Consider the following 23,241-nt stretch of genomic DNA (forward strand, 5'->3'; position numbering starts at 1 on the left):
TTTTGCCTTTCTTATTTTAAAATTATCCAGTTTTTCTGACACATCCGCTCACTTAAAAGATCATCCGGCATAATGACCGTCTTATCCGGATTCTGATTCAGATAAGCTGCCCATGTCGAAAATGTACTGTTTGACAATATCTGGTTCTGGCATGCTGCCATCAGGAAAAATTCGTCCACGTCAGAAAATTTTCCAAGCTGCGTGACAAACTCCAGCCTGTTTTCCATCTGACACACTTCATTTTTCAGCTGATCCCCGCCTGCTTCCTGTTTCTGACTTTCTAATATGGAAGCAAGTGCTTCCCTTGCACGCTCCATATCATTGGTAAACACGATATACCGCACACCCGGTTTTTCCTGTTCCATCCGCTCTATGGCATGTTTAAAATAAATACCGGCAGGTCCCATGATATCCCCGCCTCTGACGTGCACGGCGCAGGTCGGCGTCTTTTTGAACGCTTCCTGTAACTTTTTCACTGTCTCACTCTGCTCATAAGCCGGCGTCATCATCGCAGTGATCTCGTCTAAATATTCTTCAAAATAAGCAAGATGCTGCCAATAACCATACAGATATTTATCACGTATAAATTTTTTCTTATATACTCCCGGATCAATATCATTCACATCATAACGGTGGCCACGGTTATGATACACCTCGCGTTCTTTGATCACATGATATTTTAACGCACGTCTTATGTTCTTGTAAATCTTCTGACCTAAATTATGATTTGGAAATGATTCCTTTTTATCATATTTCAGATGAAACTTGTCAAGCTCAAAATCCCGCAGAGTGGAATTATCACATTCCGAAATATCAAGAAGCAGTGAATCGTTCTCCCGCCTTGCCTGGGCATAGCCGCAGGCATAATTAAACAGCTGGTTACCCATGCCGTCTCCAATTTTTACTGCTATCATTTCTCTGTTACCTCATACTTTTCTGTAATATCCGGTGGTTCAACTGCCCATATACTTCAATTTTTCTTTGCATACACTTTATATTCTTCATTTTCAAATACCTGCTGGTAAGAATATTTCTTTACAAATGACAAAACCACGTCCGTCTTTTCCGACGGTTTGTCAAGCGCTGTTTTATTAAAAACCACAAGCGGCATTGTTTTTCCGCCGCTGTCTGACTCTGCCGATGCATCAAGCTGCTGTTTTATCTCTTCTGCCGTGACATAATCTGTCTCGATCCAGCCGCCGCAGCCTGTAATATATGGTGCTCTTCCTGTCAGATAATGTAATATCGGAATTGCACCACAGGCAACCATTTTATCGCTTTCCCCGCCATATGATTTTATAAAGTTCACCACTTCTTCCATTGGCAGGACAATAGCTGTATCATACCTGATGCCACGCAGTTCATCAAGTGTAAACTGCTGCTTTTGTTCTTTATCTCTTACGTATGCCTTTGTCATATATAGACTCTGTGACGCAGTTAATATCACGCACCATATTGTGAATATAATCACAACAATTTTTCTATTGTTCTCTGACTTTCTGATTTTCTCTCCAGCACAGATCAAAATATATGGCAGAATATAAAACGCTTCATTACACAGATGTGTGATTCCCACATTTGAACCGATCGGCATCAGGACTGCAAGCGCACAGGATGCTAGTGTAAGTATTTTAAATTCTTCCGAAGTTTCTTTGTCTCTTAAGATCAGAACTGCACATACATACATCATGGCTTTTATCACTGCAACTGCATTCAGATAATCTCCAAGCACACGGTACAGGATCGATAATCCTGCAATCTGATCTGCACCTAAAACTGCTCCTGCCAGCAAAAGCACTGCCACAGCGATCATACCATATCCAATAACCGGCGCAAGCCTTTTTATTTTTGCTGCTGCCAGATAAATAACATAGATCACGGCAAGTAACAACATTCCACGCACAGTTCCCTTGAAATTGATCACCACCATATTGCCGATCGTATGTCCGTCATTTGAGTTTCCCGCATAGAGAAACATGTCTGCAACCATCTGAAAATAAGTGCTGATCCCACATGTTTTGTACATGAGCACAAGTCCTGCTGCAAGACTGCACAAAACACCTGCCACGCACCATAACACCTGACGTACAAAATATGCCACATCCTTTTTCCGGTAAAGATCATAAAAAAGAACTGCAAATACAGCAAATTGCAATAGGGAAGATATCTTGCAGAAAGAAGCCAGCATAAAAAATGCTGCTGCAAAAAAGAGCATCCATGACTTTTTATCATTGACCGCCCGGATGAGAAAATACAATCCCGTCAGTGCCATAAATGCAACTGCCGTATTATAAATAAAGAAATGAAAATTACATTTTGCAAACACCATAGCAAACGCAAGTGCCGGAAGTATCAATGTATCCCTGCGATATCTTACATAGAGCCGGTAAGACAAGAAGCAAAGATAAAAACAGACTGCTGCCCATGCAGCCTCCATACCGATATATGCCGGTATATGCAGCACTTCAAATAATCTTAACAGACAGCCGCCTAAAATATTCGTCAGAAACAAAGGAAGATAAGTACTGTCCATATCTGTAAAACAAAAACGATACTGATTCAGATTAAAACCGACATCGCTGACATCAATGCTGTAATTCCAGCCCGATAATGGCAACAGCGGGATCAGTGCGATCAAAATGATCCAGCCAAATTTATATGTTCGTTTCATAAAAACCTCATTTCCAAGCTCTTTTCTACTAACTAACCATACTTTTTCAACAGCCTGCAGACTATACTCTGGAATAAAGCATAGCTAACATTACAATACCGTAAACAACACAGAGCGCCATCAGCACCTTATCATGTAAAAGTACCTCAACCGGATCTCCCTCAGAATTGCCCTCAACCGTCAGACTATATTTCATGCAGATTAAGATCACGATCGGTACAGTCCACATTGCATATTTCATTCCTGCATTGGTAATATCCTTACACCATAGAGCATAAAATGTATTGAGCAGGGCAAGACACATATACATGTTCTTGTCGAGGAAATCTCTCGTATAATATTTAAGTACCTTCCTCGTATCCCCGTCTTTTTTCTTCTGCAGTTCGTTTCGTCTCTTTCCAAGGCTGAAATAAAATGCGCCGGAAAGTACAGTCAGATACTGCCATTCAGATACTTCCGTTCCAGTCAGCACTGCACCAAAGAGTACACGGAGCAAAAATCCGGAAGCAAGGATGGTCACATCCAAAAGCGGTACATCCTTAAGTCCCATACTGTATGCCACATTAATAAACAGATATAACAGCACAAGTGTATAACTGCCTGCTGTTGCATCTGATACTGCCAGTAAAACCATTGCCGCGATCAGAATGACTGCCATCAGTATCACAGCATGCACCGGTGTGACTGCGCCGGAAGCGATCGGACGTTTTTTCTTCGTCGGATGCATCCGGTCTTTTTCCGCATCCCTGATATCATTAATAATATAGACAGCGGATGTGACCAGCGAAAATGCGATCATTCCAAGTAATGTTGCCATAAATTTCCGGCGGTCTGTGAGATTGCCGCTGAAGATCAGCGGCATAAAAATCAGTATGTTTTTGATATAATGATGTACTCTCATAAGATATAAATATTTTTTCATCCAATCGTTCCTTAATTCATTTCATAATCAGACAATTTTACAATGATCGTATCGTCGATAACCTGAATGGAGCCATCTGCAGGATAAGCCGGCATTTCTTTCACCGCTTCTCTCTGCATCCAGCTCTGAATCTCCTCATAAGTGCCATAATATGGTGAAAATCCAAGGTAGTCAGACATCAGATACAGCAGTGAATTATACCCTAAATTGGTATCTGCTTTTCCACCAACGATAAACGTATCACCGATCAGGCTTCCCATACTGCCTGTGCTGTCTGAGATCTGTGTTCCAACCACGATCACAGCTTTATCCTGGGAATAATCCTCCACACTGCGTATTTTTGTGATCAATGTCTGTACATAGGAAAAATCATGATATTTCGTATATTCAAGTGCCATATAATTTCCATTTGCATACCAGACAAACACGATTACCAATGCTGCTGTAAGCAGTGCCGATACCCAGCCTGCTATACTCTTAACCGGTGCCTGCAGTTTCAGGTTCCACAAACATGCATCCATCCAGAGCAGGAAAAATATAAAGAAAAATACAACCGGATATGCCATCAGTGTATAACAATAAGAATTCGGTGCCATCACATAGATCAAAAACATTGCTGCCGGAAATACCAATATGCCGCACAGAGCAATTACCTTATTTAAATATTCCTTTTTCTTTAAAACCAGATATGCTCCGATACCAGCTGCAAATAACAGCCACATCACTTTGATCAGACGCTTTATGGTCCGGTTATAGTTAATCCCCATAACATCCGAATATCCCAGATCAAAAAACGAAGTATAACACTGCTTCACTGCATCAATGAGCTGCGTAAACGTGATCTTTCCCATCGTATCGCCACCCTGATAACTCGTAAGCTGTATATGCGTTACTGCAAGTACTGCCTTATTAATAAGAAAATAAACTACAATACCTGCTGCCATCACAACTAAAAATCGGACGACCATAAGAAAAAATTCTTTCCATTGTGTTTTCTCTTTTACGCCGCCAAATCCTGCCTTTAAGATCACTACCATAAGCAGGATACATACAGTATCCGGAAAATATGCCTGATATACACCCAGTGAACAGGCAGCCATTAAAACTGCTGCTATGTCTGCAATGATATTTTTCGGATATTTCACAGTCAGCCACGCAGCAAGCACGCTGAAAAATATACCGATCGCATAATAAAGTGACAGAAACATAAAAAAATACATGGACACAACTGCCGGAAATACCGTCATAAGTCCTCCGATAAGTCCTGCGGTCAGCCTGTTTTTCACCTGAAAGATGGAAACGATCATTCCTGCTGATAATGCAAGGAACAAAAGTGCAAAGATCCCGTTAAAAAGAGGCAGTGAATAAGAACCTCCAAATACCGAATGCATAAACCGTCCCATCCAGTTTAACAGCCATCTTCCCTGTTCTGTGCTAAGTCCGATACCTCCGGGTGTATTTGCAAGTTCATCATAGTTATATAATTTATTGGTGAACTGATACAAATGTGCTGCAAGCCCCGCCACAAACGCAGCATAAAAAGCTGTCTTTACCGCTCCCGAAAGATTCCGGTACCACTCGGTCAGATACTGATCCGGCATTTTCCATTTAATCGTATTCATAACGTTTTCCTCTATCTGTTACTTTCTCAACTTCATTTACTCTTTATTGTATCAAATATATATAGTGAGTGTCAAACAGTAGATTCCTCTGCCTGTTCCATTTTTCTTGACACCGCAGGAAGCATTGTTTATGATGTTTATATCTATGTACTGCAATCAGAAAGGAGTGTTCTTAAGATGGGTACGATCCTCGGAGCCTCTTATTATCAGTTAAAATACTGTCTGCGCAACAAACTGCGGCAGGCAACAGATGACTCAGATTTTCTTTACCGGCATTATGTCGGCAAACCGTTCTATGATACGGATACATTAAATAAATATACGGCAGATCTGATTGGTTCCGGCAAACCGTTTATGATGGGACGTTTTGGTGCTGTCGAACTTTTCAACATGCGTGTGGATGAATTTCACATGGAATCCAAAAAAGAAAAAGCCTGCGAACAGCTTTTTACCTGCGCCGGCTTTTTCCCAAATGATCCTGCACTCCTTCCCCGTTTTAACGATATCATGAAAGATGCCTGCAGGCAGACGGATATCCTAGGTTTGTGGCAGAATGCCTGTGAGGATTATTATATCCGCAGATACTGTAAAGATTTATCTGCAACCTGCCGGCTGATCTCCTTAGAACCATGGCGCAGCAATAATCCATGGTCTGCTGCCCTTGCCGGGAAAAAGGTACTTGTCATTCATCCATTTGAAGAGTCAATTCAAAACCAGTATAAACACTTTGATAAACTCTTTCCTGGTACAGACATTCTGCCTGAATTTGAATTAAAAACTTTAAAAGCAGTGCAGACCGCAGGCAATGCTACAGATGCGCGTTTTGCCACATGGTTTGACGCGCTCGATTATATGTGCAGGGAATGCGAAAAAATCGATTTTGACATCGCCCTGCTCGGCTGTGGAGCTTACGGTTATCCATTAGCTGCCCATATCAAAAAAATGGGAAAACAGGCAATTCATCTCGGTGGATGCCTGCAGATATTGTTTGGTTTAAAAGGAAGACGCTGGGACGAGGAAGAACCGGATATCGTTGCCATGTATAACGATTACTGGCATTATCCGATGGCAAGCGAAGTACCGACCGGAAGCAGCGACGTAGAAGGCGGCACTTACTGGAAAAAAGAATAATAAGGGGGACAATTATTATGAGTAAGATTATTCCTGTTATGGTTCACCATGAAACCGGAGAAAAGGCACAGGCTGCCGGAAAAAAGAACCAGGAATATTTAAAATACTGTATTGCACAGGCAAAAAAATATAATGAAAAAGTTGTTTTGTTAGGCGATGAATACAACAAAGCCTGGTGTGACGACTGGCATAATGCGAATGATTTCATCACTGAAAAATGGACAAAGTTCCACTCTGTTTTTGAAAATCTTTCTACCTATCCGACTGCGTGGGCAGAAGGAATCTTCAAACGTTTCTTCCTTATATTAGAGTATTTAGAGCGCAACTCCTTTGAAGAATGTGTCATCATCGACAGTGATGTTCTGCTTTATTTAAATGTCAGTGAATATGAACCGTTCCGTCACTGCAAGGTAGCTGCCGAGACTCCGCTTTTACAGGATTTTGCAATGCTTGAAGAAGGTAACGGTCTAAAATGGAAAACCTGCGCAGGATTTTCCTATTTTACCACGGAAGGTCTTCGTGAATTTACGGATTTCTGTATCGATATGTATGCAAATCATAAAGATATCCTGATGAAAAAATGGGATGTCCACCGCAAATTCGGCATGTACGGTGGTGTCGGCGAGATGGCATTGCTGCACCTTTGGGTTTCATCTCTTCCGGAAGGCGAATATTTAAACCTGTTACAAGACGATGCGAACCACAGCGTATTTGATAATTCTGTCGGCGAATCTTCCGGCTACTTAGAACACCAGTATGAATATATCAAACGCTTAAGTGTGAAAAATCTTCACTGGGAAAACGGCAGACCTTATTGTTATACGATCGACGGACACGAAAAAACCTGGTTTTTGAATCTTCACTTTGTTGATATCACAAAAATCTTCATGGAAGGAATCTATGAAAACCAGTCTTATTCCGCACATGCCAAGTTTGTGACCTATATGTTAAAATGCCGCGGCAGACTTGCGGATATCAAACACGGCAATACAAAGTGGCAGCAGAAACTAAAGATCAGACGCAGCCAGAAAGCATGATCTTTGTATAGATCTGTAATACTCTGCTGCAAAAAATGCACAGAACACCATACAAAACATAATCTGTGCAAAAATTTCTAATGCCCCGCAGCACGGGCAGAAATGGAGACATCATGTCCAAAGAACGTTCTTCGAATTTTGAATTATTACGTTTATTATGCATCTTTGGTATCCTGATGATGCACACTTTCGGAGGTATTGATACATCTGTATCACTGCTTAACACAGAGATCCATGTACTGGTCAATTCCATTTTTAACATGGGAGTTACCTGTTTTATATTAATTTCCGGTTATTTTGGTATCCGTTTTGATTTCAAAAAACTGATCCGGCTTGATCTCATGATCATCTTTTTTACGGTATTTGGTACGATCGCCGTCGGCAATTTTGGCATAAAATCACTGATTAAATCCTGTATTCCTGTAATTTCAAGATATTACTGGTTTATCAGCTGCTACTTTTTCCTCTGCTTTTTAACACCGTTTTTAAACCAGATCCCGGAAAAACTATCAAAGGAAAACTTTAGGAAGCTGCTTGCCATATTGCTGCTTCTTTTCTCTGTGATCCCTACTTTCGGATTTTTTGAGATCATGCAGGACGGTGGAAAAGGGTTAGTTCACATGGTTATGATCTATCTGCTCGGACGTTACCTTTCACTCTATCATAACCGCAGCCACAATGTTCATCGCCTTCTTTCAGGGCTGCTTCTTAGCATTGGCTTTATTTTCCTTGCGGACAGTTCGCTGACGTTTCTTCGTGGAAAACTCTATACGACCTTCTGCCGTGACTGCTCGATCTTCATTATATTCGGTTCTGTCATGGTATTGCTGCTGTTTCGGGAGATTCATTTTCACAGCCGTTTTATCAACCGTGCTGCAGGAAATGTACTTGCCATTTATGTGTTAGACGGAACGGTACAGACATTTCTGCTGAAATGGATCGATCTTAAACCTTATGCAGGATCATGGTTTTTAGTATTCCCTGCGATTGGTTATGTGCTTGCGATCATGGTAATTGCATGTCTGCTCAATGAAGTACGTAAAGCGACGATCGGACGTTTAGAGCCATGGATCGTGGATGTGGTCAACCGCATGGTAATGTGGGGTGCAAATGTGGTAAGAACTGTAGCAGAAAAGTTAATGGCGTATTTTCTTGCCTGATGATGTTCACTTAAAAGACAAAAAGAGGTGTTCCGGAATTTCCCGGCACACCTCTTTTTTCCAAAATCCTGCTAATTACATTTCCTACAATAATTTCCGGAATACCGGCAATTTCTTCAAAACCAGCGTAACTGCCACTTCGATCAGAAAAGCAATCAGGATCTCAATGATGTACGCCGGCAGCATTCCGATCACAGGGGTTAATGTATTTGCAATGATATCCAGTCTTCCCCCTGTTCCGATAAATCCACCTAAAAGATAACATCCGAATACACAGCTTCCGACACATCCCAGAACTTTTTTCGTGTGCTCAGACAGACGTTCTTCCTGAAAGAGAAGTTTTGCATTTAAGAAGATCACAATGACCGGGACAGACAGCCATGTGCCAAGATATGCTTCCTGATAATTTCCAACGGAAAGGTAATCTTTATATACCATCATCTGCGTAAGAACTGCCGCAGCGATCACAGCCAGGTTTCTTCCTATATTCTGCGGCGTCACAAATTTTTTCTCACTGAAATACTGATCTAACCCATATCCGATCAGCGGATAAAAAATAACATACTGGAACAGTCCGCCGAAATTATAGTATCCGCAGAGTCCATATCCCCACAATACCCACGCTGTAGGTTTCAGGCAATCAAGCAATAACTGCAGAATGATCAGATACCAGAAGGTATTTTTTGTCATATTCTGTGCCAGCGGACGTAATATCGGTAAAATAGTGAGCACGCCAAGATAACTGTATAAAAACCAGTATGGCAGATAAACAAGATCTGATGGCAGGGATAAAAGGAAAGAAAACGGTGTAAACGGACGCTCTCCTTTTAATACCAGTTTCAGATAATATAAAAATGAAAACAGCACGATTACGAAAATCATGCGAAGAATCCTTTTTTGGAATAAGTCTTTTCCACTCTCATTTTTTCCGAGCAGAAGTGCACCGGATACCATGAAAAACAGTGGTACCGCACCTTTGCATATCATGGAAAGGAAAAACGATATTGCATATTCGACGCCACTTTGAACAGAAAATGACATAAATGCTGCAGAATGATTGTACATGACCATCAGGATCGCAGCAATGCGGATGGCTTCAAGGTAATATTTCTTTTTCATAACTAACTTTTCTCCTTTGTGTATAATGGAATAAACAAAACACTTACATATCCTTATCCGCCTTCCCGGTTGCTTCAATCCTGTGCTTTGATGAAGCTGTATCTATCGCTTTGCTTAAGTAATAGCCCTCCCACAGTTTCGGGGCAACGGTAAGTGCTGCCTCTTTCACTTTTTCATAATCTGCTTCACGGAGTACCTGATCCAGATCGCTGAGACGGTCAATAACGATACCGCAGGCATGCTCTTTTACAAAATATGCCATTCCTGACTGACTCCATACGATAACAGGAAGACCTGACGCAAGGTAAAGTGCACATTTGTGTGAATTGTTGTATCGAAGGTATTCACCCAGGCCGCCTTCGATCTCATCTTTTCCGCTGCCATCCCAGACTAATCCATAATCCATCTCTGCAACTGCGAACGGTATCTCATCGGAAGACAATATTCCGTGATAATAACACCCATCTGCCAGCGTTTTTTCACGCTCCGGATCAAGTTTTCCCCATAATTCCATTCTGACATCAGAAGGTATCTCCATGACAGATAAAAATTCTGATTTGTTTAAATTGCCGGCAAATGCAATTTTTACTTCATTTTCTTTTTTGTGTGCATGCGATATTTCACGGATTTTAGCGATCTGTGTCTCATTCATCCGGTAATCCCAGATTCCGACCGGTATCATGTCCGAAGAAATACCGTTTTTCTTTAACATGGAAACAGTATTGACATTCGGTGCAAGAATTTTATCCGCTGCTGCAAGCGCCCTTACCTCACCGGGATCTCCATCGGTCTGTCCGTCATAGCGGAATGCATTCAGATCGTTGACAAAACAGATGATCCGGTATTTTTTTACACGCTGCAGGCTTTTTAACAGACGGATTTTTAAATGATTCTCCGGAATCGAATAAAATACATTGTCGTTTTTGTTCACGTGAAACAGTAAAAACAAAACCAGATATGGCAGATCTAACAGCTTTAAATATTTACTGCAGTGTTTTGGTACGCTCCAGATAATCTTTGCATTTTTATCTGCAAGCACAGAAAACACATCCCGCATTGCTTTGCCTGCTGCATCAAATGTCTCATCCTGTCTTTGATTTAACACATAAATATTATTTTTCATGTTTTTCCTCCACTATGCCCGGATATAATAACATTCCGCACAGAAGTAAAAATATATTCATAAATCCATTTAACACAAACTGCTCTAACACGCCATACAATGCTAAAGTTCCTATCATTACAAGTTCTTTATAACACTCCATCCGGTACAGTCTTATCATAGTTTTAAAGATGATCACAAAGAACAGTACCGCCACAAGAATACCTGCGTAAAATGTCACATTCATATAGCTGTTGTCGATCAGTCCATGATAACTCGTATAAAAAACTGCCTGCGTACGTGGAAACAGAGACAATCCCTGATCTTTATAATAAGTATTCATGATATAAACTCTTCCCGAAACGAGATGATTGATCTTATAAAGCAATGCATTATTTCCATCATAAAAAAGTGTTGTAAGCAGGGAAAATGCTGCACCGACCGACACCGAGCACACCAGTACAGACTTTATTTTTTTATTTTTTACAATCTTTTCAAATAAGATCAGCCCCCAGCAGAAAAAGAATACAAGCACACCCGTCCTGCAAAATGTCATCTTGTAAAAAACAAGTGCGATCAGCGAAGTCACAGCAAACCACAGTATATTTAATCTTTCATAATTATAATACAATACCAGAAGTAACGCCAAAAATATCGTCAGAAACGCTGTATTCGGTTCCCCCATTGCAAATCCGTAAACATGCTGTTCCACATAGCCCGAATCAAGTTTAGTCTGTTCTCCGATATTAAAAATTCCAATCAAAGAACCTCCCACCAGTATCACTGCTGCCACACAACGGATCCACACTGCGATCTGTGCAATCACAGAAAAACGACAGTTCTTCATCGCTGCCACCGTCATGATCGACAACAGCCACATGTTCTGTCTTGTGATCACGGAAAGCATCACTCCGATTCCCATCATACCTGCGATCCAGAATACTTCCCGCATGGTATATGTCGTAAATATCATTTTGATGCCCCAGAACAAGATCGCTGTATAAAAAAAATATTTATAGATATTGTCACCATGATCGTAGGAAAATGCTTTCATCAGTACGTTGATTGCAAAATAGGCATAAAAAGAGACAACTCCGATTTTTTTTACGTCAGCATTTTTTAAAAATGTTCTTACCGTATTCATTTGCTATCCCTCTATATTCCTCTCTTTTTGCCAGACACACATATTCCTGCATAAATTGCCACCTCTATTAGGATTCCGAAAAATATCCCCGCTACTGCTGCTTTTGCAATTTCCTGTTTAAATTCCTGTATAGTAGGCGCATAAGCAAGATATCTCTGCTGAACATCTGCCACATATGGCGCATCTAATACATGTACTCCGTTTTTACCAATACTCTCCTGTACCGTATCTTCTATTGCCTCTAACAGATATCCGGCAAATTCCAGGGCATCACTTTCATTTTCCAATGAAAATGTTCCATAGGTTCTTGGGTATTTCACATGCACTGTAATCACAGCCGAAGAAGTATTCTGCTCTAAATCAAACATATCCTGATATGCCAGATATTCCATATCATATCCGCTTAACTGTTTCATCTTCTCATAGGTACTGCGGCTGCCTGCCACTGTGATCACGGTTCCAACACGCTCTGCAGCACTCTCTGTGCTGTATTCCTCCACAAATAAAGATGCCATAACACGGTAATCATCCTCATAATTTTTTTCAGAAATATAAGAACGGTTTGAATAATATTTATATCCACCCAAAAGCATTGCTCCTGCCAGTGCTCCAACAAGCATCAGCCACCATACTTTAAGGTTTCCCTTCAGTATCTCCCATACCGTATATTCTCTGTCCGTCTCAAATGTACTTTTATCCACTACAGCTTCTCCGTTTTCTTTCCATTCATTTGCTTCTGCCAAAATTCTGCTTTCTGACTACATATATTTTTCATTTTACCGCAAAACACATGATTTTAAAAGCCTAAAAACAATATAAAAAAATCCGTACTTCATTTCTGAAATACGGATTTTTCAATCTGCTTATTCAATTACAAGATCAAGCCAGTCATCTACCGGAACAAATCCGACATAAGTCTTACCTGTATTGATCTTAATCTCATTACCTGCCGCATCATAATAACGTGTCGGGGAAGTCATTTTCTCTTTTTTCCATGTAACCGGAATTGCTTTTCCGTTGGTCACATAATATCCTCCACCCTGACTGACACAGTCAAAGATCAGATAACCGTGTTCATCATACTGTGTATATCCGCAGCTCTGGATCAGAAGATTCTTAAAGCAAAGCTGTTTGTTGTCATTGCCCGGATCTACATGTGCTTTACCATACTCTGAATAATAATAGAGCTGGTCATCTGCATTGTACTCTAAATAAGAACCGTTATGAGGAAATGGAAGATCTACCAGATTTGCATCAATTGCATCAGACGCTGATGAAAGATCCACCGGATTACTCTCACTTGCGAACTGATAATGTGGACCCTCATAATAGGAGGTATATTCTTTGGACACACCGCTGTTCTCAAAGTTCTTGTCCAGATCGCCCGGTAAGATATATTCGGTATACTCTCTTGATTTACCGTTATCCACACGGGAGAAAGTACCACTAAAATTATCCACACTCGGATCTGCCATATATTCATCAATATAGAAAGGACCTCCGTCATGACAGATAACTGCATTCCACTCAGATGCGATCAGTATATTCGTCGGGCGCACACTCCGGATGCTTCCTAACTGTTTGATATTCTCCCAGTCTTTGACAAGTACCATAAATCTGGTGATCCTGCCGTTTAATGTACTGTTCATCATCTCATAAACAACATCTGCCTGGGATAATCCATAATGTGGCAATGCAATAGACTCATTGTCCACCATGACTGCAATCGGTCTCTGATTTTTAAGACTCTCATCGATCAGTTCGTTTGTCAGCTCGCTGCGATACATCCCCTCTGGAAGCACTTCCTCACTTTCAGTCTCGGTTTCCTCTGTTCCTGCTTCTGTCATGGCAACCTCTGTCGAATCAGCTGCCGTCTCGTCTGTGTTTTTGCTGCCGCATGCTGTAATGGATACTGTCATTGCAAGTGCAGTCAGCATTAAAATCGCTCTTCTCTTCAAACTAAATACCTCTCAAAGTAATTATTTGTGCATTTTGCGCACCGTTTCTGTTATTATACCACCCTTTAAGACTTTTTTACCATCTTATTTTCACGTTTTAAGAAAACCTTAAGGTAAAAAGCTGTAATTCATAAATTACTTCTTTTTCCACTTTGCATACAGTGTCTTATTTCCGCTGCTTCCTTTATTGATGACAGTAACTTTCTTTTTAAATTTCTTATCTAAATACCATCCCTTAAATACATACCCTTTTCTTGTCGGATTTTTCAGTTTGATCGTCGAGGTCTTGTATGTATATGCAGTCGGATTCTTCTTCGCATTTTTTCCACCGTTTAGCTTATAGGTGATCTTATATTTTGTGAGTTTCCACTGTGCGTACAGGGTAATGTTCTTTGTGAGCTTGATCTTCTGTTTATTTTTATAAGACTTTCCTTTTCCGTTCGCCTTGGTCTTCCAGCCCGCAAACGTGTAATATTTTTTTGAAAACTTATTTTTTGAGATCGCGGTGGAAACACCTTTTGCCATGCTCTGCTTGCTCATGCTTCCCTTGCCGCCATTGCTCTTGAATGTGATCTTATAAGTTGTCAGCTTTGCGAGTTTCTTCGATGAAACACTGCTGTCCGCATATTTATTGCAGACTGCAACTGCCTTCACCGTCTTACCAGGGGAAACTGTAAATGCTCCCGTATAACGTGTGCCCTTTGAATATGCCGCATTTGGCTCACTTCCGTCTGTGGTATAATAAATAACTGCCCCAGATGTTTTCGATGTTATTTTTACTTTATAGGAGGTACCGCTTACCGACGCTGAAATAACTGGCTTTGCTACTGTCTGAGTGATTGTGGCAATCGTTCCCGGTGCTGTGGATGTCGCCCCGGAATCGATCGTACATGCCGGCAGGTAACTCTCCCAGATATCTTCTTCCGCATGGAAAACATAGGAACTATAATTTACTGTATCATAATAATTATCGCTTCTTTCAAAATAACCATAGTAAATGGTTCCGTCCGCATCATCCCATGTACAGTCTACATTGTACCAGGAATCGTTAAGGCGCACTTTATTCCACTCGTGATAGTAACTTGTTACTGCTACGGCATCGATTCCTGAGCCATTGCACATCATCTCAAATGCCTGTGAATATCCCGCACATACCGTCAGATCTGTGCAAAATACACTGTAGGCAGACTGGGAATATGCCGTATCCTCATCTTTAAAATTATTATCATATAAGGTCTGGTTATATTCCACTTTATCAATGATCAGATCATGGATCATTTTTACCTTTTTCTCATCTGTTGAACATGCATCGATCTTCTTCTGCCAGGATGAAACCTGACTCTGCACTTTTTTTGTTGCAGCTGCACGTGCGGAACCATTTGCAAATGCAGGATAAACACAGCCTGCAATACCATAAGTTCCACTTTTTAAGTATGCACTCTTTAAGAAATAGTACTGTGGATTTGAATAACGGAAGATCTGATATACCTCCTCCATCTGCGATAATGACAGCGAACTGCTGCCTACTATATCAATATAATAGTAAGTTGTCCCACTGATATTGTATTTTGCTGCATCTGCCTGTGTTGTCATATACTTTAAACAAACTTTATTCAAAGCATCCCAGTATGCCTTTTCCTTACTGCTTAACTGATTATAAAAATAATAACTTCCATATTTTTCCCAGGTACTGTTATAATAAGCAGATGATTTTAAAATATTTTCTGCTTCTTCCTCTTCCGCAGTTTCGCCATCCAGTGTGATTTCACCAACTGCTTCAAACGGCAGAAGACCCGTCGGCATCTCCGAAAGTGTGGCTGATCTTGCTTCATTCTCCCCTGTTGTCTGCACATCCACCGTTTCTTCGGTTTCAGCAATTACTTCGACTGTCTGTGTCTCTGCTGCTTCTTCGGTTTCGGATGTTTCTTCAACCATCTGTGTTTCCGGTATTTCTTTCCCCTCTGTCGTCTGTATTTCTTCCGTTTCAGAGGTTTCTGTTTCGACTGTTACTCCCGGTGTTTCATTCTCAAGCAAAGCCTCGGCAGCACTTTCCTCAGTTTCTTCCTGCGTTACCTCTGCTGCGTAAGCACTCCCCATGTCTGCCGGTGCAAGCACAGTCCCCACAGAGACTAAGGCAGCCATAAACATTGCCAATACTCTTTTTTTCATACCTGACCTCCTGTTTCGTTTATACCTTATTTAACCTTTTCCATATCCTCACGGTTCGTATCCGAAACGATATAGTGCGGTCTTTTTTTGACTTCCAGATATGTCTTTGCGATATACTGTCCCATAATCCCCATACAAAATAACTGTATGCCGCCGATCAGCGTGATAATACATACCGTTGACGCCCAGCCATCCACCGGATCACCAAAGATCAGTTTGCGGATAACGATAAACACAACTGCTATAAATGATACAAATGTCATAAACATTCCAAACCAGGATGCTATGGAAAGCGGAGCCTGTGAAAAATTAATCACACCATCGATCGCATATTTAAATAACTTCCAGAAACTCCATTTTGTTTCTCCGGCAACGCGATTGACATTTTCGTATGGAAGCCAGTATGTCTTAAACCCTATCCACCCGAAAATACCTTTCGAAAAACGGTTATACTCTCCCATCTCAACGATCGCATCAACCATACTGCGTTTCATCAGCCGGAAATCTCTCGCACCATCTACAATGTCTGCATCTGAGATCTTATTGATCAGACTGTAAAATCTTCTTGCAAACCAGCTTCTGATCACCGGCTCTCCTTTTCTTGTTGCACGGCGTGTTGCCACACTGTCATATTCCTGATTCTCCAAAATATCGAGCATCTGCGGCAATAATGCCGGTGGATCCTGCATATCTGCATCCATTACTGCTGCATAATCACCGGTCACATTACAAAATCCGGCATACATTGCAGCTTCCTTGCCAAAATTTCTGGAAAATCCGATATAAGTCACATGATCATCTTCTTTTGCGAACTCTTTCAAAAGCCCCAGTGTACCATCCTTTGATCCATCATTGACAAAAATCATCTCATAATCACAGTCCATGGACTGCATCACTTTTTTTGTTTCCCGATAAAAAATCGGTAACGCTTCCTGCTCATTATAGCACGGAATAATCAATGAAATTTTCATATGTTTCTCTATTCTCCCTTTTCCTCATTCTTATTTTGTTTGATCCATGTTCGTTCGCTGATGATATAACGTGGTCTCGCCTTGACTTCCATATAGATTTTTCCAATATATTCACCCAGCACGCCAAGACAGACGAGCTGTACACCTCCCATAAAACAGATCACACAGATCGTACTTGCCCATCCGGTCACAGTTCTGCCGCAGATCTGTGTAATGACCGCCCACAAAACGCCAATAAAACTTAATACAGATACTCCGATACCAATACCAGAAATAAGACGCAGAGGTTTTACACTTAAACTTGTGATTCCATCAATCGCGAGATTGACCATCTTTGCAAGTGGGTAATGTGATCTGCCCGCAATCCGCGCGTGCCTCTCATAAAAAACACTTGTGCTCTTAAATCCAACCAGAGGGATCATTCCCCGTAAAAACAGATTTACCTCCTTAAATCCGGCAAATTCTTTTAAAACCCTCGCCGAAACCAGGCGGTAATCCGCATGATTGTAAATGGTCTCCACACCCATCCATATTAAAATTTTATAAAATGCCTGTGCCGTAAGCCTCTTGAAGAAAGTATCCGTATCGCGCTTACTTCTGACTCCATAAACCACTTCTGCACCATCATAATAAGCATCTACCATTGCTTCCATTGTCGCAATATCATCCTGTCCATCACAGTCAATTGAGATTGTGATGTCAGCGACATCTTTTGCCTCCATCAGTCCCGCAAGAACCGCATTCTGATGTCCCCTGTTGCGGCTCTGGCTTATTCCGATAAAATAAGGATTTTCTCTGGCAAGTTTCTCTATGATCTCCCATGTGCGATCCCTGCTCCCGTCATTCACAAAAAGGATACGGCTCTTTTGACTTATCTTTTCCTTCTTAATCAACAACAATAATTCCTCTAAAAAAAGACCGGAAGTTACCGGTAAAACTTCTTCTTCATTATAGCACGGAATTACAATATATAAGATTGCCTTCATTGACATTCTCCCTTTTTCTCTGCACAGACATACCCTTCGATTCTGCTCCTTACCCGGATATACCTTTTTATTTCCGGAAAACCCACAATTTACTGATCACATAATTCAATATGATTACAATAATCTGTGCCGCTATCTTAACTGCCATACTTCCAAATCCAAGCTCTGTGATAAACACAAAAAGTATCACTTCTTCCACAAGCAGCGTTGCAACACGTCCGCCAAAAAAGTTCATCATCTGTACAAAAAATTCTTTTGCTCCATTCGTCTTTCCATCAAATACCCAGATACGGTTCGTAAAAAAAGCGAATAAAACTGCTAAGATCCAGGAAAAAATGTTGGCAACAAGCTCATTCATTCCAAGTGAAACATTAAAAAAGGCATATGTGATAACACTTATCACAAATGTCAATCCGCCAAAAAATAAATATAATAGCATTTCCTTATGTTTTTTATAAAATGGTTCAAAAATATTTAAAACAGGCAGATGCATCAGCCGGTCAAATATATCCTGTTTCTTTGTATCCATATATTCCTCCGTTCTTTCGTGCAACTCTATCATAACTTTTTAATTATAGAGTATTCATGGTCTGCTGTCAACGAACCTGAATCATTTGCAGGTTCCCGATTTTCTCAGAATTTTCCATCATATTTTTCCTCTCTTTGTAAATAATAGAATTAGGACATACAGTAATTCTTACTTGTAAATCCTAATACCAAACAGTAACTATTCTAAATAGTTACAACAAATAACAGACTAATTTACGGAGGTGAAATCCATGAGTGGATCTAACAATTCTGGTTCTAACACCAGCAAAATGGCTGTACCACAGGCAAAAGAAGCTATGAACCGTTTTAAACAGGAAGTAGCAAGCGAGATCGGTGTGCCGTTAAAAGAAGGTTACAACGGTGACCTTACTTCTGCACAGGCAGGAAGCATCGGCGGCGAGATGGTCAAAAAAATGATCATGAAACAGGAAGAGCAGATGTCAGGCAAGTAAAAAAACAACTTGCCGGAAGTAAAAAAGCCTCCACATCCATGGCGTGATGTGGAGACTTTTTCTATTTATTCACGATGATCTGTTCTGTGCCTGATGCCTGCGATCCGTTATTTTTCATTTGCACGGTACACAAGCCCCTGACGGACATGCTCTACCGTTTCATCATCGGTAAAGTAACGCACGATCTCAAATGCAAATGGAATCGCTGTTCCCATGCCGCGGCTTGTGATGAAGCTGCCGTCTACTACGACCTCGTCCTCGCTGGTTGTCGCACCGGTTAATTTTTCTTCAAATCCAGGATGACAGGTTGCATGCTTTCCTTCTAACAGCCCTGCTGCACCTAATACACTCGGAGCTGCACAGATTGCGGCAACTAACTTTCCTTCATCTGCGAACTTGCGGATCACCGCATTGACAGTTTCATTTTCCAGCAGATGTATAGTTCCCGGCATGCCACCCGGAAGCACGATTCCATCCAAATCCTCATATCCTGTTTCTTCTGCAAGTACATCTGCTAAAAAAGTAACTCCGTGGGAGCTTGTTACTTCTTTTTTCCCGGTGACAGAGATCATAACGATCTCCATTTTTGCACGACGCACAATATCAACTACGGTAAGTCCTTCAATTTCCTCACAGCCGTCTGCCATGAAAATTCCAATTTTACTCATAAATATTGCCTGCCTTTCTTTTATGTACGGTATCACATTCAGCTTAATAATTTAAATAAAGTATAACAAACTGTTTTTTTGTGGTCAATGGCTACCTGTTTTCTGCATGTATGCTCTTATTTATCTATAGTAATTAATTCCTTCAAATTATCTGGAAACTCCTTATGCATATCTTTTAAAAGTTCCTCCTTTTATCTCTGCTGTAACCATTCTGTACTTTTCTTGTGACTTACTTTTTTGTAATACTAATACTATCTTATATTTTTGTTTCATAAACTCATCTATATTTTTAGGAATTACCAATTAATTTAGAGTACTCATATGCAGCTCTATAAATTGCATCCAATAGTTCACTATCAGAAAGTCTTGAATTAACTGTCATTTTTCTCCTACGTAAAAAGGTCCTGCTTACGCAAGACCTTTATCTTTGTTAATACTGCTACTGGTTTATTTAGGTGCGTGCCACCCAATTGAAAGCCTTCCACTTTCATGCGAAATCAACTATTATATTTGTAAATATTTTTCTTTGTCTCTTTGTAACCTCTATCGAAATCTTCTTTTTTCTTACCTGCACAACTGGTATAATAATATACAGCGATGTTGTTTTCCTACATCCCTTTAAAATCATTTCACAAATAACAAAAAGGAGTTCTCTACCATGGAAATCGAACGCAAATATTTAATAAAAACATTACCGGAGCATTTAGAACAGTACCCCTGCAAAGTGATCGAACAGGGTTACTTAAATACCAACCCGGTCGTGCGTATCCGCCGTTCCAATGACGATTATATTCTAACCTACAAAGGCAAAGGAATGATGGTGCGCGAAGAATATAATCTGCCTTTGAATGAGGAAGCATTTCTTCATCTGAAAGAAAAAATTGATGGCAGGCTGATCAAAAAGCGCCGCTATCTGATCCCGCTTGCACCAAAATACACGATCGAACTGGATGTATTTGAAGGAGATTTAGCCCCACTGCTGCTCGCAGAAGTAGAGTTTGAGACTGAAGAAGAAGCAAACAGCTTTACTCCCCCGGAATGGTTTGGGGAAGATGTAACATTCTCCGGCAAATATCATAACAGCCAGTTAAGCAGACTTTCCTGACACTTCGTTATCTGCATTTAAAATGGGTGTGGCAAAACAGCCACACCCATTTTTACTTTTTATATTTTTTTGCTGTCTTTGAGCAGTCTGTACAACGTCGGTGTAAAATGAAACTCCTCCATCATATTTTCCACTTCTGTGAGATAATTTTGTTTTACCGCACGCGGCACAACTTTCTTCTGTACTGCACGGATCAGGATATTCTTTGGCGTATGCGCAAAATCGACAAACTCTAAAAGCTGTGTTTTGTATCCGCATGCCTCTAACAGGTTTGCACGGATCGCATCGGTTGCAAGCGCTGAGAAACGCTCTTTAATGATGCCGTAACGTGTCAGCAGTGAGAACTGGTCTGTCTTTATCTGTCCGTTTAACTCATGCTGGCAGCATGGCACGGAAAAAATCATCTTTGCATTCCACTGCACGGCATTGTAAAGCGCATAATCTGTCGCTGTATCACAGGCATGCAATGTTACGACCATGTCTACCGGAAATGGTGTCTGATAGCCGTTAATATCACCTAATTCAAAATGCAGATTCTGATAGCCGTATTTTTCTGCTGCAAGGTTACAGTTTTTAATAACCTCATCTTTCAGATCAAGTCCAATGATCTGTACATTCATTTTTTTTACTTCTGAAAAATAATAATATAAAATAAATGTCAGATAAGACTTACCACACCCAAAATCAATGATATTTAAATGATCATACGGATAATCCCGCACTCCGTCCTCGATGATCTCAAGGAAACGATTGATCTGACGGAACTTATCATACATAGTACGGACCACTTTTCCATCCGCCGTAAATACTCCCATATCAACTAAAGGCGGGATCACAGTTCCCTCCTCCAACAGATATTTCTTTTTACGGTTATGGGATTCCTGCGCTTTTGCGGCACCCTCTGCCTGCTTTTTACATCGGTAAGTCACCTTTCCCTTTTTCGAGATCAAAAGCATATATTCACTGTTGCCATCCCAGGCATTTAACTGTAAAAATTCACTGCCGACACGCCCTGACAGATAATCTAAAAGTCCATCCGGTTCTATCTTTTCATGAAAAACCTGTTTCTGCGTATAAGCGGCTGCCTGGTAACCGGACGATTTTTTTTCAATCTCGATCTTGCGGTATTTTGCAGCTTTGTCAGAGGGTTTGCTGACGATCACCTTGTAAATCTCCTGCTGCGTGATCTGTTGTAATTTTGATTTTAATTCTTCTGAAACCATGTAATCTCCATTTTTGTACACTAATCCTCAACAAATAGCCGTGTGAAAAACAAACCCGCAGTCTTATTTTCCACACAGATTATCTGAGACGTGTGCTCTCAAAACGCTGTCTGGTACGGATGCACTGTTTGAGCTGCTCATAACGGTCATCGAGATCTCCTTCCGGGATCACAACGTCTAAAACAACTGCCATATTGTTGATCATTTTATCTGTAATGATATCGCGCATGGATATCAGGATATTATACTTTTCCTCAAAGGAATCCGCATCTAAAAACTCCATAAGTTTCGGTTCTACCTGCTCTTCTGTATCAGACGGAACACTTTTATTTTCCTGCGTGCCGGTATCTCCACTCTGATCCTGCACATCCTCTTTCTTCTCCCGCTCCACCAGCTCAAACCGGTATTTCTGCGTAACCTCCGGATATTTTTCGTGATCCACTTCACTGGTAAACATGGAGAGCGGTCTTGCGTACACGCCAAAATCTCCATATAACGCCTGGTAAATGACCAGTTTTTCTCCTGTTTCAGAATGTGTCGCAATCGTTACGATCTGATATAATTTATTTTTAAAATGGCGGTAGATCTCGCCACTTACCGGTATTCTTTCTGCCATACTGTTGCTGTCCTTTCTTTCGCCTTATGCCGTATGTACTTCTGTCAATCCCGCAATTTCGTCCGGCAGCTCAAAACGGTTTAACATCTCCACTCCTTCTGCCACAAAATCGCGTTCAAAACTCAGATTCGCCTGATATCCCATGATCATCAGATCATTGACCTGATCCATCAGGGAACATTCTTCCTCACACTCCCCATGTACCTTTTTCGGCGGTTCCCCTGTTTTTTCATAAAACTGTTCCCGCAGTTCGTCCGTCTGATTTTCATTGACGTTTAAATCTGCACGGCTTAAAATAGTATCTTTCCCGGGATTTGAAACAGGGCTCGCTGCCTGCGTGGACTTTGCCGCATTCGATGCAACCGTGCCATACTTCTGCTGCAGTCTCTGTTTTAATTCCTGCTGTCTTGCAGATAATTCTCTCTGCATCGCATTTGCCGCATCCGCAATAATATCCGGTCTTCCTGCATGACCACCATAAGAAACCTGTGTCTGTGGTACATTTTTTCTTCCTCCGCCAGGCTGATTCGGCACAGCCGCTTTCTTTTGCACTCCTTCTTTTTTCTTTTTATCACTGTAAATCCCTGCTGCAATGCCAATAATTATCACAATCAGACCAAACAAATCATCCATAAC

At 40.9% G+C, this 23,241-nt stretch carries 22 protein-coding genes; 5 read left to right on the forward strand and 17 right to left on the reverse strand.

All coding sequences use genetic code 11. From position 1 onward, the window contains the following. Positions 1–11: 11 nt before the first annotated feature. The 4 genes from DXA60_RS09320 to DXA60_RS09335 form a co-directional block, all read right to left on the reverse strand. A complete protein-coding gene (locus DXA60_RS09320) occupies positions 12–914 on the reverse strand; it encodes an alpha-1,2-fucosyltransferase (protein WP_117920990.1) in 903 nt (300 codons plus the stop codon). 56 nt (positions 915–970) lie between these two features. Next, positions 971–2,671, reverse strand: coding sequence for a hypothetical protein (locus DXA60_RS09325; RefSeq protein WP_117920991.1), 1,701 nt, complete (start codon positions 2,669–2,671; stop codon positions 971–973). 61 nt (positions 2,672–2,732) lie between these two features. After that, positions 2,733–3,593 (reverse strand): UbiA prenyltransferase family protein, encoded by an 861-nt coding sequence (locus DXA60_RS09330; RefSeq protein WP_117920992.1) that lies wholly within the window; start codon positions 3,591–3,593, stop codon positions 2,733–2,735. 11 nt (positions 3,594–3,604) lie between these two features. Continuing rightward, positions 3,605–5,215: a glucosyltransferase domain-containing protein gene (locus DXA60_RS09335; RefSeq protein ID WP_117920993.1), complete on the reverse strand. Its 1,611-nt coding sequence runs from the start codon at positions 5,213–5,215 to the stop codon at positions 3,605–3,607. A 177-nt stretch (positions 5,216–5,392) separates the two neighbouring features. Between DXA60_RS09335 and DXA60_RS09340 the strand changes: the two genes are divergently transcribed. From DXA60_RS09340 to DXA60_RS09350, 3 genes are all read left to right on the forward strand, one after another. Then, positions 5,393–6,346: a GT-D fold domain-containing protein gene (locus DXA60_RS09340; RefSeq protein WP_117920994.1), complete on the forward strand. Its 954-nt coding sequence runs from the start codon at positions 5,393–5,395 to the stop codon at positions 6,344–6,346. A 17-nt stretch (positions 6,347–6,363) separates the two neighbouring features. Next, complete coding sequence (locus DXA60_RS09345; RefSeq protein ID WP_117920995.1) at positions 6,364–7,383, forward strand: hypothetical protein; 1,020 nt, start codon at positions 6,364–6,366, stop codon at positions 7,381–7,383. 113 nt (positions 7,384–7,496) lie between these two features. Beyond that, entirely contained in the window at positions 7,497–8,543 is a 1,047-nt protein-coding gene (locus DXA60_RS09350; protein WP_117921042.1) for an acyltransferase family protein, read from the forward strand. 84 nt (positions 8,544–8,627) lie between these two features. On the opposite strand, the gene DXA60_RS09355 is transcribed toward DXA60_RS09350, so the two are convergent. The 9 genes from DXA60_RS09355 to DXA60_RS09395 form a co-directional block, all read right to left on the reverse strand. Continuing rightward, positions 8,628–9,662, reverse strand: coding sequence for an acyltransferase (locus DXA60_RS09355; RefSeq protein ID WP_117920996.1), 1,035 nt, complete (start codon positions 9,660–9,662; stop codon positions 8,628–8,630). 43 nt (positions 9,663–9,705) lie between these two features. Further along, the gene (locus DXA60_RS09360; RefSeq protein ID WP_117920997.1) at positions 9,706–10,785 is read right to left on the reverse strand and encodes a hypothetical protein; all 1,080 of its coding nucleotides are present in this window, start codon (positions 10,783–10,785) and stop codon (positions 9,706–9,708) included. Next, positions 10,775–11,908, reverse strand: coding sequence for a hypothetical protein (locus DXA60_RS09365; protein WP_117920998.1), 1,134 nt, complete (start codon positions 11,906–11,908; stop codon positions 10,775–10,777). The genes DXA60_RS09360 and DXA60_RS09365 overlap by 11 nt, the downstream gene beginning before the upstream one ends. A gap of 11 nt (positions 11,909–11,919) precedes the next feature. Next, positions 11,920–12,651 (reverse strand): toxin-antitoxin system, toxin component, encoded by a 732-nt coding sequence (locus tag DXA60_RS09370; protein WP_241070895.1) that lies wholly within the window; start codon positions 12,649–12,651, stop codon positions 11,920–11,922. A 120-nt stretch (positions 12,652–12,771) separates the two neighbouring features. Beyond that, positions 12,772–13,866, reverse strand: coding sequence for a DUF3048 domain-containing protein (locus DXA60_RS09375; protein WP_243006831.1), 1,095 nt, complete (start codon positions 13,864–13,866; stop codon positions 12,772–12,774). A gap of 135 nt (positions 13,867–14,001) precedes the next feature. Beyond that, a complete protein-coding gene (locus DXA60_RS09380) occupies positions 14,002–16,035 on the reverse strand; it encodes an InlB B-repeat-containing protein (protein WP_117921000.1) in 2,034 nt (677 codons plus the stop codon). A gap of 26 nt (positions 16,036–16,061) precedes the next feature. Next, positions 16,062–17,006: a glycosyltransferase family 2 protein gene (locus DXA60_RS09385; protein WP_117921001.1), complete on the reverse strand. Its 945-nt coding sequence runs from the start codon at positions 17,004–17,006 to the stop codon at positions 16,062–16,064. A gap of 8 nt (positions 17,007–17,014) precedes the next feature. After that, positions 17,015–17,992 carry a glycosyltransferase family 2 protein gene (locus DXA60_RS09390; protein ID WP_117921002.1) on the reverse strand — a complete coding sequence of 326 codons (978 nt, stop codon included), beginning with the start codon at positions 17,990–17,992 and terminating at the stop codon, positions 17,015–17,017. Between the two features lie 67 nt (positions 17,993–18,059). Further along, the gene (locus DXA60_RS09395; protein WP_117921003.1) at positions 18,060–18,521 is read right to left on the reverse strand and encodes a GtrA family protein; all 462 of its coding nucleotides are present in this window, start codon (positions 18,519–18,521) and stop codon (positions 18,060–18,062) included. A gap of 250 nt (positions 18,522–18,771) precedes the next feature. Here DXA60_RS09395 and DXA60_RS09400 point away from each other — a divergent pair, with 250 nt between their 5' ends. Continuing rightward, on the forward strand, positions 18,772–18,993 hold the full coding sequence (locus DXA60_RS09400; protein WP_015559764.1) for an alpha/beta-type small acid-soluble spore protein: 222 nt from the start codon (positions 18,772–18,774) through the stop codon (positions 18,991–18,993). A 107-nt stretch (positions 18,994–19,100) separates the two neighbouring features. On the opposite strand, the gene DXA60_RS09405 is transcribed toward DXA60_RS09400, so the two are convergent. Continuing rightward, entirely contained in the window at positions 19,101–19,661 is a 561-nt protein-coding gene (locus DXA60_RS09405) for a DJ-1 family glyoxalase III (RefSeq protein ID WP_117921004.1), read from the reverse strand. Positions 19,662–20,319: 658 nt separating this feature from the next. Between DXA60_RS09405 and DXA60_RS09410 the strand changes: the two genes are divergently transcribed. After that, on the forward strand, positions 20,320–20,766 hold the full coding sequence (locus tag DXA60_RS09410; RefSeq protein WP_117921005.1) for a CYTH domain-containing protein: 447 nt from the start codon (positions 20,320–20,322) through the stop codon (positions 20,764–20,766). A gap of 59 nt (positions 20,767–20,825) precedes the next feature. On the opposite strand, the gene DXA60_RS09415 is transcribed toward DXA60_RS09410, so the two are convergent. The 3 genes from DXA60_RS09415 to DXA60_RS09425 form a co-directional block, all read right to left on the reverse strand. Then, on the reverse strand, positions 20,826–21,989 hold the full coding sequence (locus DXA60_RS09415) for a class I SAM-dependent methyltransferase (protein WP_117921006.1): 1,164 nt from the start codon (positions 21,987–21,989) through the stop codon (positions 20,826–20,828). A gap of 79 nt (positions 21,990–22,068) precedes the next feature. Continuing rightward, positions 22,069–22,605, reverse strand: coding sequence for a DUF1653 domain-containing protein (locus tag DXA60_RS09420; RefSeq protein WP_117921007.1), 537 nt, complete (start codon positions 22,603–22,605; stop codon positions 22,069–22,071). Between the two features lie 24 nt (positions 22,606–22,629). Beyond that, positions 22,630–23,238, reverse strand: a complete 609-nt coding sequence (locus DXA60_RS09425; RefSeq protein ID WP_117921008.1) for a hypothetical protein — start codon at positions 23,236–23,238, stop codon at positions 22,630–22,632. Positions 23,239–23,241 lie beyond the last annotated feature (3 nt).

This window comes from Roseburia sp. OF03-24, assembly GCF_003463035.1.
GTDB classification, from domain to species: domain Bacteria; phylum Bacillota; class Clostridia; order Lachnospirales; family Lachnospiraceae; genus Roseburia; species Roseburia rectibacter.

Coding starts and splice junctions, on each gene's coding strand:
- DXA60_RS09320 (WP_117920990.1), bottom strand. CDS start 914: ATGATAGCAGTAAAAATTGGAGACGGCATGGGTAACCAGCTGTTTAAT.
- DXA60_RS09325 (WP_117920991.1), bottom strand. CDS start 2,671: ATGAAACGAACATATAAATTTGGCTGGATCATTTTGATCGCACTGATC.
- DXA60_RS09330 (WP_117920992.1), bottom strand. CDS start 3,593: ATGAAAAAATATTTATATCTTATGAGAGTACATCATTATATCAAAAAC.
- DXA60_RS09335 (WP_117920993.1), bottom strand. CDS start 5,215: ATGAATACGATTAAATGGAAAATGCCGGATCAGTATCTGACCGAGTGG.
- DXA60_RS09340 (WP_117920994.1), top strand. CDS start 5,393: ATGGGTACGATCCTCGGAGCCTCTTATTATCAGTTAAAATACTGTCTG.
- DXA60_RS09345 (WP_117920995.1), top strand. CDS start 6,364: ATGAGTAAGATTATTCCTGTTATGGTTCACCATGAAACCGGAGAAAAG.
- DXA60_RS09350 (WP_117921042.1), top strand. CDS start 7,497: ATGTCCAAAGAACGTTCTTCGAATTTTGAATTATTACGTTTATTATGC.
- DXA60_RS09355 (WP_117920996.1), bottom strand. CDS start 9,662: ATGAAAAAGAAATATTACCTTGAAGCCATCCGCATTGCTGCGATCCTG.
- DXA60_RS09360 (WP_117920997.1), bottom strand. CDS start 10,785: ATGAAAAATAATATTTATGTGTTAAATCAAAGACAGGATGAGACATTT.
- DXA60_RS09365 (WP_117920998.1), bottom strand. CDS start 11,908: ATGAATACGGTAAGAACATTTTTAAAAAATGCTGACGTAAAAAAAATC.
- DXA60_RS09380 (WP_117921000.1), bottom strand. CDS start 16,035: ATGAAAAAAAGAGTATTGGCAATGTTTATGGCTGCCTTAGTCTCTGTG.
- DXA60_RS09385 (WP_117921001.1), bottom strand. CDS start 17,006: ATGAAAATTTCATTGATTATTCCGTGCTATAATGAGCAGGAAGCGTTA.
- DXA60_RS09390 (WP_117921002.1), bottom strand. CDS start 17,992: ATGAAGGCAATCTTATATATTGTAATTCCGTGCTATAATGAAGAAGAA.
- DXA60_RS09395 (WP_117921003.1), bottom strand. CDS start 18,521: ATGGATACAAAGAAACAGGATATATTTGACCGGCTGATGCATCTGCCT.
- DXA60_RS09400 (WP_015559764.1), top strand. CDS start 18,772: ATGAGTGGATCTAACAATTCTGGTTCTAACACCAGCAAAATGGCTGTA.
- DXA60_RS09405 (WP_117921004.1), bottom strand. CDS start 19,661: ATGAGTAAAATTGGAATTTTCATGGCAGACGGCTGTGAGGAAATTGAA.
- DXA60_RS09410 (WP_117921005.1), top strand. CDS start 20,320: ATGGAAATCGAACGCAAATATTTAATAAAAACATTACCGGAGCATTTA.
- DXA60_RS09415 (WP_117921006.1), bottom strand. CDS start 21,989: ATGGTTTCAGAAGAATTAAAATCAAAATTACAACAGATCACGCAGCAG.
- DXA60_RS09420 (WP_117921007.1), bottom strand. CDS start 22,605: ATGGCAGAAAGAATACCGGTAAGTGGCGAGATCTACCGCCATTTTAAA.
- DXA60_RS09425 (WP_117921008.1), bottom strand. CDS start 23,238: ATGGATGATTTGTTTGGTCTGATTGTGATAATTATTGGCATTGCAGCA.